Source organism: Ohessyouella blattaphilus (assembly GCF_024721265.1).
Classification (GTDB): domain Bacteria; phylum Bacillota; class Clostridia; order Lachnospirales; family Lachnospiraceae; genus Aequitasia; species Aequitasia blattaphilus_A.
In genome coordinates this window covers 164,767-180,979 of the sequence record NZ_JAMXOC010000001.1, presented here as the reverse complement: position 1 = coordinate 180,979, position 16,213 = coordinate 164,767, and the positions used below count along the sequence as shown (strand labels likewise).

The 16,213-nt window shown below is 44.2% G+C and carries 11 protein-coding genes; all 11 read left to right on the top strand.

Going from position 1 to position 16,213, the window contains the following annotated elements; all coding sequences use genetic code 11:
• The first annotated feature begins 7 nt into the window (after positions 1 to 7).
• The 11 genes from NHH16_RS00710 (at position 8) to ppdK (ending at position 16,071) form a co-directional block, all read left to right on the top strand.
• Positions 8 to 1,687: a [FeFe] hydrogenase, group A gene (locus tag NHH16_RS00710; RefSeq protein WP_262067678.1), complete on the top strand. Its 1,680-nt coding sequence runs from the start codon at positions 8 to 10 to the stop codon at positions 1,685 to 1,687.
• A gap of 104 nt (positions 1,688 to 1,791) precedes the next feature.
• Entirely contained in the window at positions 1,792 to 3,183 is a 1,392-nt protein-coding gene (locus tag NHH16_RS00705; RefSeq protein ID WP_262067677.1) for a glycine--tRNA ligase, read from the top strand.
• 151 nt (positions 3,184 to 3,334) lie between these two features.
• On the top strand, positions 3,335 to 6,589 hold the full coding sequence (locus tag NHH16_RS00700; RefSeq protein ID WP_262067676.1) for a M14 family metallopeptidase: 3,255 nt from the start codon (positions 3,335 to 3,337) through the stop codon (positions 6,587 to 6,589).
• Between the two features lie 30 nt (positions 6,590 to 6,619).
• Positions 6,620 to 7,300, top strand: coding sequence for a DUF969 domain-containing protein (locus tag NHH16_RS00695; protein WP_262067675.1), 681 nt, complete (start codon positions 6,620 to 6,622; stop codon positions 7,298 to 7,300).
• 18 nt (positions 7,301 to 7,318) lie between these two features.
• The gene (locus tag NHH16_RS00690; protein WP_262067674.1) at positions 7,319 to 8,263 is read left to right on the top strand and encodes a DUF979 domain-containing protein; all 945 of its coding nucleotides are present in this window, start codon (positions 7,319 to 7,321) and stop codon (positions 8,261 to 8,263) included.
• Positions 8,264 to 8,273: 10 nt separating this feature from the next.
• Positions 8,274 to 9,272 carry a 2,5-dihydroxypyridine 5,6-dioxygenase NicX family protein gene (locus NHH16_RS00685; RefSeq protein WP_262067673.1) on the top strand — a complete coding sequence of 333 codons (999 nt, stop codon included), beginning with the start codon at positions 8,274 to 8,276 and terminating at the stop codon, positions 9,270 to 9,272.
• Positions 9,273 to 9,285: 13 nt separating this feature from the next.
• A complete protein-coding gene (gene pcp / locus NHH16_RS00680) occupies positions 9,286 to 9,933 on the top strand; it encodes a pyroglutamyl-peptidase I (protein ID WP_262067672.1) in 648 nt (215 codons plus the stop codon).
• A gap of 240 nt (positions 9,934 to 10,173) precedes the next feature.
• A complete protein-coding gene (locus NHH16_RS00675; protein WP_262067671.1) occupies positions 10,174 to 11,544 on the top strand; it encodes an alanine/glycine:cation symporter family protein in 1,371 nt (456 codons plus the stop codon).
• 111 nt (positions 11,545 to 11,655) lie between these two features.
• Positions 11,656 to 13,047 (top strand): aminopeptidase, encoded by a 1,392-nt coding sequence (locus tag NHH16_RS00670; protein ID WP_262067670.1) that lies wholly within the window; start codon positions 11,656 to 11,658, stop codon positions 13,045 to 13,047.
• 15 nt (positions 13,048 to 13,062) lie between these two features.
• Positions 13,063 to 13,356 carry a hypothetical protein gene (locus NHH16_RS00665; protein WP_262067669.1) on the top strand — a complete coding sequence of 98 codons (294 nt, stop codon included), beginning with the start codon at positions 13,063 to 13,065 and terminating at the stop codon, positions 13,354 to 13,356.
• A gap of 90 nt (positions 13,357 to 13,446) precedes the next feature.
• Positions 13,447 to 16,071, top strand: coding sequence for a pyruvate, phosphate dikinase (gene ppdK / locus NHH16_RS00660; protein ID WP_262067668.1), 2,625 nt, complete (start codon positions 13,447 to 13,449; stop codon positions 16,069 to 16,071).
• The last annotated feature ends 142 nt before the right edge of the window (positions 16,072 to 16,213 follow it).

Sequence of the window (16,213 nt, the reverse complement as noted above, 5' to 3'; positions counted from 1 at the left end):
GGAAGTTATGGATTTTATTACAATCGATTCAAGATGTGTGCCGCTTGAGGGCGAAAAGAATCTGCTTTCCGTTATCCGAAAAGCCGGCATTGATTTACCTACCTTCTGCTATCACTCCGAGCTATCTATTTATGGTGCCTGTCGGATGTGCGTGGTAGAGGATGAGAGAGGTCGGGTGTTCGCCTCTTGTTCAGAACAACCAAGACCGGGAATGGTGATTAAGACCAACACCATTAAGTTACAAAATTATCGTAAGTTAATTATGGAGCTCTTGCTTTCTTCCCATTGTCGGGATTGTACAACGTGTCACAAAAACGGTATCTGTACCCTTCAAAGCTTGGCCTACAAATTAGGCGTGGATGCGGTTCGTTTTACTAATAATAAGGAAGAACAACCTCTTGATTTTAGCTCGCCGAGTATTGTGAGAGATCCGAATAAGTGTATTCTCTGCGGTGACTGTGTGCGTACCTGTGCCGAGGTACAAGGTGTGGGTGCTCTTGACTTTGCCTTTAGAGGGTCGAAAATGCAGGTTATGCCCGCGTTTAATAAGGATATTAACGATACTGAGTGCGTGGGCTGTGGCCAGTGCCGCGTGGTCTGTCCGACAGCAGCGATTACCATTAAGAAGGACGAAGATAGAGTCTGGGAAGCCCTTAATGATCCGAATACCCGGGTGGTTGCCCAAATCGCGCCGGCTGTACGAATTGCTGTAGGTGATTCCTTCGGTATCCCGAAAGGGGAAAACTCTATGGGAAAACTCGTCAGTGCCCTTCGCCGAATTGGCTTTGACAAGGTTTTTGATACTTCTTTCGGTGCCGATTTAACGGTATACGAAGAGTCGGCTGAGTTGGTGGAGCGTTTAACGAAGAACGAGAACTTGCCACTTTTCACCTCGTGTTGTCCAGGCTGGGTAAAATTTTCGGATTATAAGTTTCCAGAACTGAAAGAAAATATCTCTAGCTGTCGTTCACCTCAAGGGATGTTCTCAGCTGTTCTTAAAGATTACTTTAAAGATGACGAGAAGAAGACTTTTGTGGTTTCTATTATGCCTTGTACTGCGAAAAAGGGCGAGGCTTTAAGACCGGAAAATCATACCGACGGCGTTCAGGACACAGATGCAGTTATTACCACGGCAGAAGCGGCCAGAATGATTCGAAAAGCGGCCATCAAATTCGAAGAATTAGATGAAGAAGCTGTGGACATGCCTTTTGGTATCGCTAGTGGCGGTGGCGTTATCTTTGGCGTAACCGGTGGGGTAACCGAAGCCGTACTGCGAAAGATTTGCTATGACAAAGACAATAACTTAAGCGAACTTAGCAGAATAGAGTTCTCCGGCGTAAGGGGACTTGATAGTGTGAAGGAAACGTCCATTATGCTAGGAGATAGAGAAGTAAAAATCGCTATCGTTCATGGACTGGGCGTTGCTTCTCAGTTGATTGAAGAGATGAAGGCTGGCAAGCGTCATTACGATTTCGTAGAAGTGATGGCTTGTCGCCGGGGCTGTGTTATGGGTGGTGGTCAGCCAGTACCAGCCGGCCCGAAGACGAAAAAGGCAAGAGTGAAGGGTCTTTATAAAGTCGATACCGGTTCTCAGGTGAGAACATCTAACGAAAATCCGATGGTAGAAGTTATCTACCGCGACATCATTAAGGGCAGAGAGCACGAACTTCTGCACACTCGCCACTAGGAAAAGACGAATGATAATTCCCGAGGGTAGCGCTTGCAAATACCCTCGGGAAATTGTATTATAAGAATGATGTGACGATTCAAGAAGGTGAGGATGAGATACGTATGGTAGAAAAAACGATGGAAAAAATTGTGGCACTGGCGAAATCAAGAGGATTTGTTTACCCTGGGTCTGAGATTTACGGCGGCCTTGCAAATACATGGGACTATGGAAATCTAGGAGTTGAGCTTAAGAACAACGTAAAAAGAGCGTGGTGGCAGAAGTTCGTTCAAGAAAGTCCTTATAATGTAGGCGTGGACTGCGCGATTCTGATGAACCCTCAGACCTGGGTGGCTTCTGGTCACGTAGGTGGCTTTAGCGATCCGCTGATGGATTGTAAAGAGTGTAATGAAAGGTTTCGAGCAGATAAATTAATTGAAGATTTTGCCAAAGAGCATGACATGGACTTAGGAGAAGCAGTAGATGCTTGGTCTCATGAGAAGATGAAGAAATTTATCGATGACAATCAAGTTCCTTGTCCTACCTGTGGCTCTCATAACTTTACCGATATTCGGGAGTTCAACCTGATGTTTAAGACCTTCCAAGGGGTAACTGAGGATGCAAAGAACGCCGTGTATTTACGCCCAGAGACAGCCCAAGGTATTTTTGTAAACTTTAAAAACGTTCAACGGACTTCTAGAAAGAAGATTCCTTTTGGCATCGCCCAAATCGGTAAGTCTTTCCGTAATGAGATTACACCGGGTAACTTTATCTTTAGAACGAGAGAGTTTGAGCAGATGGAGTTGGAATTTTTCTGTGAACCGGGAACCGACTTAGAATGGCATGCCTATTGGAAGAAGTTCTGTATGGATTGGCTTCATGATCTTGGTCTTAAGGATGATGAGCTTAGAGCTCGCGACCACGATCCAGAAGAGCTTTCTCACTACTCAAATGCGACTACGGATATTGAGTTTATGTTCCCCTTCGGCTGGGGGGAACTGTGGGGAATTGCCGATAGAACCGACTTTGACTTAAAGTCTCATATGGATCACTCAAAGCAAGACATGACTTACTTTGACGACGAAAAGAAAGAAAAGTACATTCCTTACTGTATTGAACCTTCTCTCGGTGTGGATAGAATGCTACTGGCTTTCCTCTGTGCAGCTTATGATGAAGAGGAGCTAGAAGGAGGCGATACCCGAACGGTTCTTCATTTCCATCCGGCCCTAGCGCCTGTTAAAATTGGCGTGCTTCCCCTTTCTAAGAAGCTTAACGAGGGGGCAGAAAAGGTCTTCGCCCAGCTTAGCAAAAAGTACTACTGCGAGTTTGACGATCGCGGCAATATCGGTAAGCGTTACCGTCGTCTCGATGAAATCGGCACACCATTCTGTGTTACCTACGACTTCGAGTCAGCTGAAGATGGCTGTGTGACAGTTCGTGAGCGCGACACCATGGCTCAAGAAAGAATTAAAATTGAAGATTTAGATGCTTACTTCGAAAAGAAATTTGCTTGGTAAGTAAAAAAATACTAGAAAGACCTCTCTTATGTGAATAGGAGAGGTCTTTTTTTGGTGAACCTACCCAAAAGGGTAGGCATTGATTGACATACTTTAGACGATTACTTAAAATAAAAGAATGATTAACTTAGAAAAGAAAGAAGGTGTTTGTATGGTTCCGAAACAGCAGCATAAGCTACGAATAGTAGAGGGAATGAGCTGGGACGAACGGAAGATGGCAATTCAAGCATCTCTCGCCTGGGGCTTTCAAAGCGAAGCGGCAGAGTTTCCTATTGCTTCGTTAACTGAGGGGGAGCCCTGTCCAACGAAGCTAGAGGAATTAAAGGCGCTGCTCACCCAGGAAGAGAATAATCCGCCAGTAGCTTATCAGGCAGCCTCAGACGCGGCAAGACCAGTAGCGGATTTTGACTGGCGGGCGAAAAAGGGACTGGAGTCATTATTTAGTAAGGGTGAGTTTCTCCTTGATAATAATCTTGACTTGCTACCGGATAAGCTGAATTTTTATTTCGTTGTACCAGAAGAGGGCAGTGAGTCACTGATGGTGGCAGCTTGCAACTTTGCTTTTCGCTTTGGAATGGAGACGACCGCTCTTGATTGCTGGCTCGCCGCCCCTTCGTATATAGGCGGCAATGCGGTGATTTTTAGAGAGGGTGAGATATGTCGAATTTACCAGGAGGAGAGCGACGACGGGACTTTAGTATATGTGGAAGGGAAGGGAGAGGAGCTAGAAGTATTTTCTAGTTGGTTTTGTGAACATTTCCCCTACAGCTGGGAGCGGGAGACGTGGACTAGCCATTTGCAGGAGATGACGGAGAGTTTCGCTATGAAAAACTTGCAAGGGCAGCTGGCCTATTTATCAACCGTAAATGAGACGGGAATTCAGGCTTATGTTTCACCGGAAATCGCCGCTCAACAAGAAGAGGTTCAGCAGTTGTTTCCTGATGTTGAGTTTATTAACTATAAGGAGATGCGCAAGGTATATGACAAAGAGTACGATATCCCCTGGGAGGTGGATACGTTCCGAGAGCTTCTTTTAGAAAAAGTCTATCCTCAAGTGAAAGCCGGTGATCAAGTAGAGATACTGGCAGCGTTAAGTGAGGAGCAACCTCTCCGAGAAGAACTTGCTAGTGAACTAGAACAAAAGTTGCAGGAAAAGCAAGCAAAGCTTAAGGAGTGCCAGATTTATTGTGCGTATAAGCAAGGGTTTTCTTGGTTGTCGGAGTCGGTGATTCCCAAACTTAAGCAGGAGACAGCTTTGGAGCGAGTTGAAATCGGCTTTCGGCCATTTTTGCCGGAGGGCGTTACTGATTGGCTAGATGAGAACGGGGCGACTCCGTCATATAATAACGTGGGCGGAGACGAAAATAAGTGGTACGATTTGCCGATTCGTTATTTGCAGGAATTATATCCGATTGAAGACGTCTTGGTGAAAGAACTTGGTCTGACGAAGGAACAGATATCCTTTGTTACCTATGAAGGCGACCAGGATATTACCTATGAGTGTAAAAGCTACGGGAAGGAGGGTACGTGCCTTTCAAATAGCGTATATAAAGCAGCGTATTCTGAGCGTCCTTACTTAGATGCCTACAAAGAGATGGGAAAAGTGCATCCCTCAACAGGATACTTAAGGGTGAAGGTAAACGGCGTAGCAATTGTTGACGAACAGATTAAGACAGATGTAGAAAACATCTGGGATATTTACCAGAGAAACGTGCTAAAAGACTGTCGAGAATTTATTGAACGAAAGACTGGCGGTGAAGTCAGCGCCGAAAAGCAGCCGCTATTTTCTCAGTTGCGCTTAGAAGTCGTTGCCAGTGAACCAGATTACCGTTTGGATAGCCGAGAGGATATGATTTCTACCCTAGACGGGTTGCACGAAGATATGTATTTTGCCGGTGCCGATTATTTTAAGAATTACGGCAATGAGAAGTGTCAGCAGATGCTTGAAGAGCCGGGACTTATTCTACCGGTAATTAGAAAGGGTTCTGGAAAACCTACGTTTAAGGTGATTCTATATGACCAAGCGGCAGAGGCACCAGGAATTTACGCCGAAGGCCGCCAGCTAATTAAAGCACCGACGCCGGCGGAGATTAAGCTTTATCTGAAGGAAATCAGACGCCAAGGAGAAATGTTTCAGGTAATTATTCAAAGTGAAGGTGTCTCTCATGAGGTGGCACAGGGCTACATAGAGGTTTTGACCCAAAGAGAGATTGCCTTTGGGGAGGCGCTAACTCTGCAGTTATTAGCTGGAGAGGAGAGCTATTCCGTAGATTTACCAGCAAGGGAGCGGATCCGCAAGGACTTGGAGATTACCTGGATCGATATAAAGGAAGAAGAGCTAATTGGCTATGAGGCATATCTGGAGATTATTAACCAGTTAAAGCGGGTACCGGGGCTCTTAGTTTACCAAACAGCGACTTCCTATATGGGACGTCAGGTATATGCTATCGAGCTCTTACCAAAGGCCAAAGGTTACGTATCCCAGACGAAGCGAATCACCAATCACCCTTCAGAGATTATTAATTGCCGCCATCATGCCAATGAGGTTTCTAGTACTAACGCTGCCTTTATCTTGCTGCGGACGCTGCTGAGTGAACCCCAGTATAAAGACGTAGCTGAAAGCCTTAATCTGGTGATTGTTCCGATGGAAAATGTGGATGGTTCGGCGATTCACTATGAACTACAAAAGGATAATCCATACTGGAAGCTACACGTAGCACGGTTTAACGCCGTCGGCAAAGAGTTTTATCACGAGCACTTTAAAGTGGATACGAAGCATACGGAGGCGATGAGTCTTACCCGCTTGTACGAACGGTTTTTGCCGGATGTAATCGTGGACAATCACGGAGTGCCAAGTCATGAGTGGGAACAGCAATTTTCCGGCTATACCTCGCCGTCCTACAAAGGCTTTTGGCTACCGAGATCCCTACTTTATGGGTATTTTTGGACTGTCAAAAATGCTGAGTACGCTAGTAACGAAGTGGTTAATAAGAAGATAGAGGATGTGGTTGCCGAAGCAATCGCCTCAGATGAGGAGATGCGCCAATGGAATAAGGAGTGGGCCCATCAATTTGAAATCTTTGCCCATCAGTGGATGCCCAAGCTTTTTCCGGCAAACTACTATAAAGAGATGATTAATTATTGGATTTACTTTGAAGCAGATCCCCATCATCGCTATCCGTCTATCCGTTTTCCATGGATAACGACGGTGGCTTATACTAGCGAGGTGGCTGATGAAACCGCTCAAGGAGAGTATTTAAATCTTTGTGCCAGAGCTCACGTAAAGCACGATTTGGCGATTATTAATTTGCTGATAAATGCCCAGTGCATTTATGAGAATACAGCAGTGATAACTGCAGAACAACTAAAGGTAAGTCATACTCGGCTACGACCAATCGTAGTATGATGACGACAACGAGAAAAGGAGAAGAGAAAAATGGAGTGGATTAAACTATTGGGGATCTTGATTGTAATTATCGGCTTTGCTTTGAAAAAGGATTCAATCTTGATCATCATGTTAGCGGCAATCGTGACCGCCTTTACGGGCGGCTTAGGCGTGAAAGGTCTATTAGAGACCCTAGGGTCTAGCTTTGTCGCTAACCGCAGCATGGTTATCTTTATCTTAATCATGTTAGTTACAGGTACGCTAGAGCGTAACGGTTTGAAAGAATCGGCAGCAAAATTAATTGGCAAATTAAAGAACGCCTCTTCTGGGGCAGTAATTGGCGCTTACGGCGTAATGCGAGGAATTTTTGCCGCCTTTAACGTTAGCTTCGGTGGTGTAGCGGGCTTTGTACGTCCGATTATTATGCCAATGGCTATTGGTGCAGTTGAAGCGAAGGGACACGAGCCTAATGAAGAGCACGTAGAACAACTTAAAGGAATGGCTTCCGGAATGGAAAACGTGGCTTGGTTCTTCTGTCAGGTGCTATTTGTCGGTGGCGCTGGTGGTCTTCTGGTACAGTCTACTTTAGAGCCTCTAGGCTATAAGGTAGAGCTACTTGATCTTGCTAAGGTAGAAATTCCCATTGCCCTGTTCTGTGTAACGGTAGCAATTATCTACTATTACTTAAAAGACAAGAGACTTCGTAAGAAATATTACGGCGATACAAAGTAGAAGGGGAGGTAAAAAAGAATGGGATTTTTTACAAGTGCTGATTTTACAATCGGTCAGAAAATTTTAGAAGTACTATATATTATCATGGGCTTGATGGCCATCTATACAGGAGTTAAAAACGCTCGCGATGAAGAAAATCCATCACGCCTAGGAACGGCAGTTTTTTGGTGTGCAATGGGTGTTGTTATCGGCTTTGGCCGTTGGATTCCGCCGATGGCAAACGGAATCTTAATTGTTATCATGACGCTTCCAGCCATCTTTAAGAAAGTTAAGATTGGTAAGGTGGATGCGCCAAATACAGAATATACGAAAGCTATGTCGGATAAATTAAATATGAAAATATTTATTCCGGCGCTATCGATTGGTGTCTTTGCGATTATTTTTGCACTTCAACCAAACTACGGTGCGTTAGTAGGTGTTGGTGTAGGTGTGTTTGTAGCCGTTGTGTTGTTGATAATCTTTAATAAAGACAACAAACCCAAGGTTTTCCTACAGGATTCGGAGCGGCTCCTATCAACGGTAGGTCCTCTTAGTATGCTGCCGATGCTCTTAGCAAGTCTCGGTGCGATCTTTACGGCTGGTGGTGTTGGCGATGTAATTGCCGAAATGGTCGGTAAGGTGATTCCTAAGGGCAATGTAACCGTTGGGATAATCGTCTTTGCCGTTGGTATGGCGGTCTTTACCATGATTATGGGAAATGCCTTTGCGGCGATTACGGTTATGACCGTTGGTATCGGGGCTCCATTTGTCTTGGCTTACGGCGCGGACCCGGTGGTTATTGGTATGCTAGCGTTAACCTGTGGTTACTGCGGTACCTTATGTACCCCGATGGCGGCAAACTTTAACATCGTTCCGGTAGCGATGTTGGATATGAAAGATAGAATGGGTGTTATTAAGAATCAAGTAGTGCTTGCCGGAATTTTCTTAGTCTTCCAAATCTGCTATATGATTATATTCAAGTAAAAGGTGAAGTATGAAGCAAAGTATGGAACGGATCAAAACAGGTGCAAACATCGTGATTAAGAGCTGGATGAGGCTAAAGCCCTGGGAGAATTTGCTGATTGTTACCAGTAATCAGTATATTAAAGAGGCCCAGTTACTGAAGCAATGCGCTGCGAAAAGAGGAGCCCGAGCAGACTTAATGATCGTGGAGCGCACGGGCAAACAAGTAGGTGTGTTCTTTGACGAGCAGGAAGATATCTTTCGCGGATATAAAGCGATTATCGGTGCGACGGACTACTCGATTGTGACAACAAAGGCAGCCAAGAAGGCAATTGAACGCGGTAGTAAGTTTTTGTCGTTGCCACTACTAACAGGCGACGGCCGTTCCCTGCTGGGGTATCGTTTTTTGCAGATGGATACGAAGAAAAGCAAGATGATGGCTCAGGTTATTATGAGTTATTTGGACGAGGGCTCGACGATTGACGTGCGCACTTCGGCGGGCACTAGTCTAAAGTTCTATACGAGAAATCGGTCCGCCGGTTTCTTTAACGGCGTGGTTAAAGATGGAGGTGGCTATTCTTCCGCCAGTATTGAAGCCTACGTCCCGATTGAGGAGACGATGACGAAGGGTACCATGGTTGTTGACGGCTCACTAGGCTATATCGGTGGGGTTAAGGAGGCGGTGCAAGTGGAGCTCGCCGCCGGACGCATTACTCAGATTGCCGACAATGAAGACGGACAGCGGTTGCAAGCCTATATCGAACAATACACCGATGAGGGAATGTACGTTGCTTCGGAGCTGGGAATAGGTCTTAATTCATATGCTAAGTGTCGCGGTAGCAGCTATATCGAAGACGAGTCAGCGTACGGAACGTTTCATATTGGCTTTGGCCGCAATCTAGCCCTAGGTGGTGTCCATCAGGCCAGTGGACATTTTGATATTGTGGGTCGTGACCCTGACATATACGTTGATAACCGGATGATTATGGAGCGAGGAAAGATTATCGTTCCCGAACCACAAGTATATTAGGAGGACGTAAGAAATGAAAATATTGATAACCGGATTTGACCCCTTTGGTGGCGCAGAGATAAACCCTGCTTTTGAAGCGGTGAAAAGATTACCAGATAGGCTTGGAGAAGCCCAGCTTATAAAGCTAGAGGTTCCCACTGTGTTTGAAAAGGATGGTGTGGTTTTAGAGCGAGCGATTGAGGCAGAAAAGCCAGATGTGGTTTTGTGTGTCGGGCAAGCAGGAGGACGTTCCGTTATTTCTGTCGAAAGAGTGGCGATAAATTTGATGGAAGCGCGCATTCCTGATAATGATGGGCAACAGCCGATGGATCAGAAGATTAAAGAGGATGGTGAAAATGCTTATTTTACGACATTACCAGTGAAAGCTATGGTTAAAAATGTGAAAGAGCATGGCATTCCCTCGAGTATTTCTTATACTGCAGGAACTTATGTATGTAATGATATTATGTATCGTTTACTTTATTTGATTGATCGTACTTATCCAAGTATTCGTGGCGGGTTCATTCACGTACCGTATTTACCAGAGCAGGTACGTGAGTTGCCAGATGGTACGCCGAGTATGTCTGCTGAATTAATAGCAGAAGGTTTACGGTGGGCTCTGGAGGCTATTATTAGCCAGAAGGATGAAGATATTAAAGAGGCGATGGGCACAATTATGTAAGAAGTGACAGTGAAAAACTTATACTTCGATAAAATTTTCACGTGAAAAACGAAAAAAATAAGGACAAAGACTCTACCTATTAATAATAGTAGAGTCTTTTTATGTTAAAAAACAAACAATACGCTAAATATTACGCATTAATCCGAATAGTATTGAAATAAATATCGTAAAATTGTATTATTCAGATATAAAATATAGTCATAGATGAAAACTATGACAAAAAGGAAATAGGAGGGTAATATGGCAGCAGTAGAGAAGTTTTTTGGAGCACTGAATGGCTTTCTGTGGGATTATATTTTAATCATCCTACTGGTAGGTACGGGGGTTTGGTTTACCTTAAATCTTAAGTTTATTCAAGTGCGCAAGTTTACAGAAGGTTTTAAAAGAACTTTTGGTAACATGTTTAAGAAACAGGGGGATGCGGGAAAAGACGGGATGAGTTCTTTTCAAGCGCTGGCAACCGCTATCGCCGCCCAGGTAGGAACGGGTAATATCGCTGGAGCCGCTACGGCAATCGCTGTAGGTGGAGCGGGAGCAATCTTTTGGATGTGGATATCCGCCTTCTTTGGAATGGCCACCATCTATGCGGAAGCAACGATGGCCCAAAAGTACAAGACTAAGGATGAAAATGGTCAAGTAACTGGAGGACCGGTGTATTATATTAAGGCGGCCTTTAAGGGGACCTTTGGTAAGATTTTGGCTGGTTGTTTTGCTGTGTTTATCATCTTTGCTCTTGGCTTTATGGGCAATGCTGTACAGTCTAACTCTATCGGGGCAGCGTTCCAACAAGCGTTTGGTATCAACCCTATTATCATCGGTGTGATTGTTGCCGTACTGGCATTTATTGTTTTTGCTGGTGGTATTAAAAGAATTGCTCAGGTAACTGAATTGCTTGTACCGATTATGGCGATTTTTTATATCTTAGGTACCTTAATCGTAATTATTATGAATATTGGTGAACTGCCAAGAGTACTTTCTGACATTGTTGTAGGAGGGTTTAATCCGCAAGCAGTCGCTGGTGGCGTAGCAGGAGCAACAATCAAGCTAGCCGTGCAAAAAGGTGTTGCTAGAGGTCTTTTCTCTAATGAAGCAGGTATGGGTTCTACACCTCATGCTCACGCAGTTGCTAAGGTAAAGCATCCTTCGGAGCAAGGTTATGTAGCAATGATGGGCGTCTTTATTGATACCTTTGTTATTCTTAACTTGACAGCATTTGTTATTTTGATTACGGGAGTACTTACTCCAGATGGTTCTTTAACGGGAACCGCTCTTTCACAAGCCGCTTTTTCCGCGACCTTCGGTAAGGCCGGCGAAATATTCCTCGCGGTTTGTCTGTTCTTCTTCGCTTTCTCTACCATTATTGGTTGGTATTTCTTCGGTGAAGCGAACGTAAAATACCTTTTCGGCGAAAAGGCTCTAAAGGTATATGCTGTACTCGTATGTGTATGCATTGTAATCGGTTCAGCTCTTAAGGTAGAGCTTGTTTGGACCATGGCGGACTGCTTTAACGGCCTGATGGTTATTCCTAACTTAATCGGTCTGTGGGCGTTAACAGGGGTGGTTAAGCAGATTGATAAAGAGTCCAATCAATTTGGTATTAAAACAAAATAAAGACTTTATGAAAAAGGGTGCATTTGCGCCCTTTTTCTTTTATACGCGGGATTCTGAAAAAAATGTGCTATACTACTTTAAGTAGAAAAAAATAAGGAGGCTTTCTTAAAGATGAAGAATGTAAATGCTTGGGAAAATTACAATGAAGCCGACATTGCCAAACTGCAGGCGCTAAACGATAAGTATAAGCATGCTCTCGATACTGGCAAGACGGAGAGAGAATGTGTAAAATACGCAGTGGCAATGGCGAAGGCAGCCGGCTATGAGGACTTGAGTGAAGCGATTAAGGCTGGGAAAAAGCTAAAGAGCGGCGACAAAGTCTATACCGTAATGATGGGCAAAAGCGTAGCCCTGTTTAATTTGGGAAAAGAGCCCTTATCCGCAGGAATGAATATACTTGGCGCTCATATTGATTCACCGCGTATCGATGTGAAGCAAAATCCTCTCTACGAAAGCGAGGAGATGGCTTATCTAGATACCCATTATTACGGGGGCATTAAGAAATACCAGTGGGTGACGATGCCCCTAGCAATTCACGGTGTAGTGGCGAAAAAGGATGGCACGGTGGTCGATATCGTAATCGGTGAAGAAGCCGATGATCCTGTCTTTGCGGTGACGGATTTGTTAATTCATTTAGCGGCCAAGCAGATGGAGAAAAAAGCCAGCGTGGTCATCGAAGGGGAAAAGCTGGATCTCTTAGTGGGCAGTATGCCACTTAGCAGCGAAGAGGAAGAGAAAAAAGAACAGGTAAAACACGGGATTTTAACCATTTTAAATGAGAAATACGGGATTGAAGAAGAAGACTTTGCCTCAGCAGAACTAGAGATTGTGCCGGCGGAGAAAGCGAGAGACTTAGGCTTTGATCGCAGTATGATTATGGCTTATGGTCAAGATGATAGAGTGTGCGCCTTTACCTCTCTCTTTGCGATGATGGCTGAGGAAGACTTAAGCCGCACCGGTTGTCTAATCTTAGTGGATAAAGAAGAAATCGGTAGTGTAGGCGCCACCGGAATGCAGTCCCGCTTCTTTGAAAACGCGGTCGCCGAGCTTCTAAGCTTAACGGAAGGGGAGTCGGAACTTTTAGTGCGTCGTACCTTAGCGAATTCAGCCATGCTTTCTTCTGATGTTAGTGCGGCTTATGATCCCCTCTTTGCGGATGCTTTTGAAAAGCGGAGTTCGGCGTTTTTAGGAAAAGGCTTGGTGTTTAATAAGTTTACTGGAGCTCGTGGTAAAAGTGGTTCTAATGATACCAACGCCGAGTTTATCGCTAAGCTGCGAAAGCTTTTCGATGAGGCACAAGTAGAGTATCAATTTGCAGAACTAGGTAAGGTGGACGTTGGCGGTGGCGGTACCATTGCTTACATTATGGCCAATCTCGGAATGAACGTTATTGACAGCGGGGTAGCGGTCCTGTGTATGCACGCCCCTTACGAGATTACCTCAAAGGCGGACGTCTATGAAGCTTATAAAGGGTACCGGGCTTTTTTACACTACGGAGAATAAACGGAGGAAAAACAGATGAAAGTATACGATAAAGTAAAAAAAGAAGAATTAGAAGTAACGGAAAAGGAACTGATTGAGCTCATGGCTCCTGGGGGACGCCAAGTAGATTTAATCTTAAAAGAGAAGAAAAGCGATGAAGACGGCTACCTAACTTGGGACGTGGAGCACTGGTCTAGTATTGACGGTAAACGCTTTATTCGCACCTACACTTTAGAGGGCCGGGTCTTAAGCGAATCCACAGGTCATAATATCTATGATTTGTACAATGATTTTAAGCCGGCCGAGGCTGCAAAAGTTGAGTTAAGTTAATCAGCTATTTTGCTTGACTAAAGTGGCTATTCTAGGTACAATATTATGTGCGACTTTAAAGAAAAAATAGTATTAGGAGGTCATACAGAAATGACGAAATGGGTTTATATGTTTTCTGAAGGCGATGCAACAATGAGAAACCTTCTTGGCGGTAAGGGATGTAACCTTGCTGAAATGACAAAACTTGGTTTACCAGTACCTCAAGGGTTCACGGTAACAACAGAAGCTTGTACACAATATTATGAAGATGGCAAGAAAATCAATGATGAGATTTTAGCTCAAATCATGGAATCTGTTACCAAGATGGAAGAAATCGCCGGCAAGAAATTTGGTGATAACGAAAATCCACTACTTGTATCTGTTCGTTCAGGTGCACGTGCTTCTATGCCAGGTATGATGGATACAATCCTTAACCTTGGTCTTAACGAAGAAGTAGTAAACGTAATTGCTGAAAAATCAGGAAATCCTCGTTGGGCATGGGATTGCTACAGAAGATTTATTCAAATGTACTCTGACGTAGTAATGGAAGTCGGTAAGAAGTACTTCGAAGAGCTCATCGATAAGATGAAAGAAGAAAAAGGGGTTACAGAAGATACTGACTTAACCGCGGATGATTTAAAAGAGTTATCTGCTCAATTTAAGGCAGAATATAAGAGTAAACTGGGAGAAGAATTCCCGGCTGATGCCAAAGAACAACTTCTTGGAGCTATCCAAGCGGTATTCCGTTCTTGGGATAACCCTCGTGCCAACGTATATCGTCGTGACAATGACATTCCTTATTCTTGGGGAACCGCTGTTAACGTACAGATGATGGCCTTCGGTAATATGGGTGATACTTCAGGAACCGGTGTTGCCTTTACCCGTGACCCAGCTACTGGCGAGAACAAATTGATGGGAGAATTCTTAATCAATGCTCAAGGTGAAGACGTTGTTGCCGGTGTTCGTACACCGCAACCAATTTCTGAGCTTGAAAAAATCATGCCAGAAGTATATAAAGAATTCGTAGACATTACAGAAAAATTAGAAAATCACTACCGTGATATGCAAGATATGGAGTTCACTATCGAAGATAAGAAGCTTTACATGCTGCAAACACGTAACGGTAAGAGAACAGCAAAAGCTGCTCTTAAAATCGCTTGTGATTTAGTAGATGAAGGAATGATTAAGGAAGAAAAAGCGGTAGAGATGATCGATCCTCGTAACTTAGACACCTTACTTCATCCTCAATTTGATCCTCAAGCAATCAAAGAAGCAAAAGAACTTGGCCGTGGCCTTGCTGCCTCACCAGGAGCTGCTTCAGGTAAAGTAGTATTTACTGCTGCTGATGCTAAGGAATGGGATGCTAAGGGCGAAAAGGTTGTCCTTGTTCGTCTTGAGACTTCACCAGAAGATATCGAAGGTATGAAGGCTGCTCAAGGTATCCTCACTGTTCGTGGTGGTATGACTTCTCACGCAGCTGTTGTTGCTAGAGGAATGGGTACTTGCTGTGTATCTGGTTTGTCTGAAATTAAGATGGACGAAGCCAATAAGAAATTCACGTTAGGTGATGTTGTCTTTGGCGAAGGCGATGCTATTTCTTTAGACGGTTCTACAGGAGCTGTATACGCTGGCGCAATTGCAACTATTCCTGCTGAGATTTCCGGAGACTTCGGTCGCATCATGGGCTGGGCAGATAGATTTAGAGTCTTAAAGGTGCGTACAAACGCAGATACTCCAGAAGATGCTAGACGTGCTCGCGAATTAGGAGCTGAAGGTATCGGTCTTTGCCGTACAGAGCATATGTTCTTCGAAGGCGACAGAATTGACGCTTTCCGTGAAATGATTTGTTCAGATACAGTCGAAGAAAGAGAAGCAGCTCTTGAGAAAATCTTACCTGTACAACAGGGAGATTTCGAGAAATTATACGAAGCGTTAGAAGGTAACCCAGTTACCATTCGTTTCCTCGATCCACCGCTACACGAGTTCGTACCAACAGAAGAAGCTGATATCAAGAAATTGGCAGACGCTCAAGGTAAGACAGTTGACCAAATCAAGGAAATCATCGAAGGATTACACGAGTTCAACCCAATGATGGGACACCGTGGATGCCGTCTAACGGTAACGTATCCTGAAATTGCGAAGATGCAAACACGAGCTATCATTCGTGCAGCTATCAACGTGAAGAAAAACACGAACTTAGACGTAAAACCAGAAATCATGATCCCACTTGTAGGGGAAGTAAAAGAATTTAAGTTTGTTAAAGATATCGTTATTGCTACAGCTGAAGAAGAAATTAATAAAGCGGAAGTGAAGCTTGATTATGAAGTAGGTACGATGATCGAGATTCCAAGAGCTTGTTTAACTGCTGATGCAATTGCTAAAGAAGCTGACTTCTTCTGCTTCGGTACCAATGACTTAACCCAAATGACTTATGGCTTCTCACGTGATGATGCTGGTAAGTTCTTAGATTCATACTATGACGCTAAGATCTTCGAGTATGACCCATTTGCTAAGCTAGATCAAGTTGGTGTTGGCTCACTGATGAAGATGGCTCTTGATAAAGGACGTCCGGTAAACGATGCTTTACACTTCGGTATTTGTGGAGAGCACGGTGGCGATCCATCTTCTGTAGAGTTCTGTCACGAAATCGGTCTTGACTACGTATCCGCATCTCCATTTAGAGTGCCGATCGCTAGACTTGCAGCCGCTCAAGCAGCTATTAAAGCAAGTAAATAATTACACACAAAACAGTAGGTTACCTTAGGGTTTACCTACTGTTTTTTTTCGCCATTATCCGACCGATTTCGCTAGTTCTATTGAATTTCTTTTTTAAAACCTTGAAAATAGAGATAGATATCGTGTGTGAATGAGTAAAGGG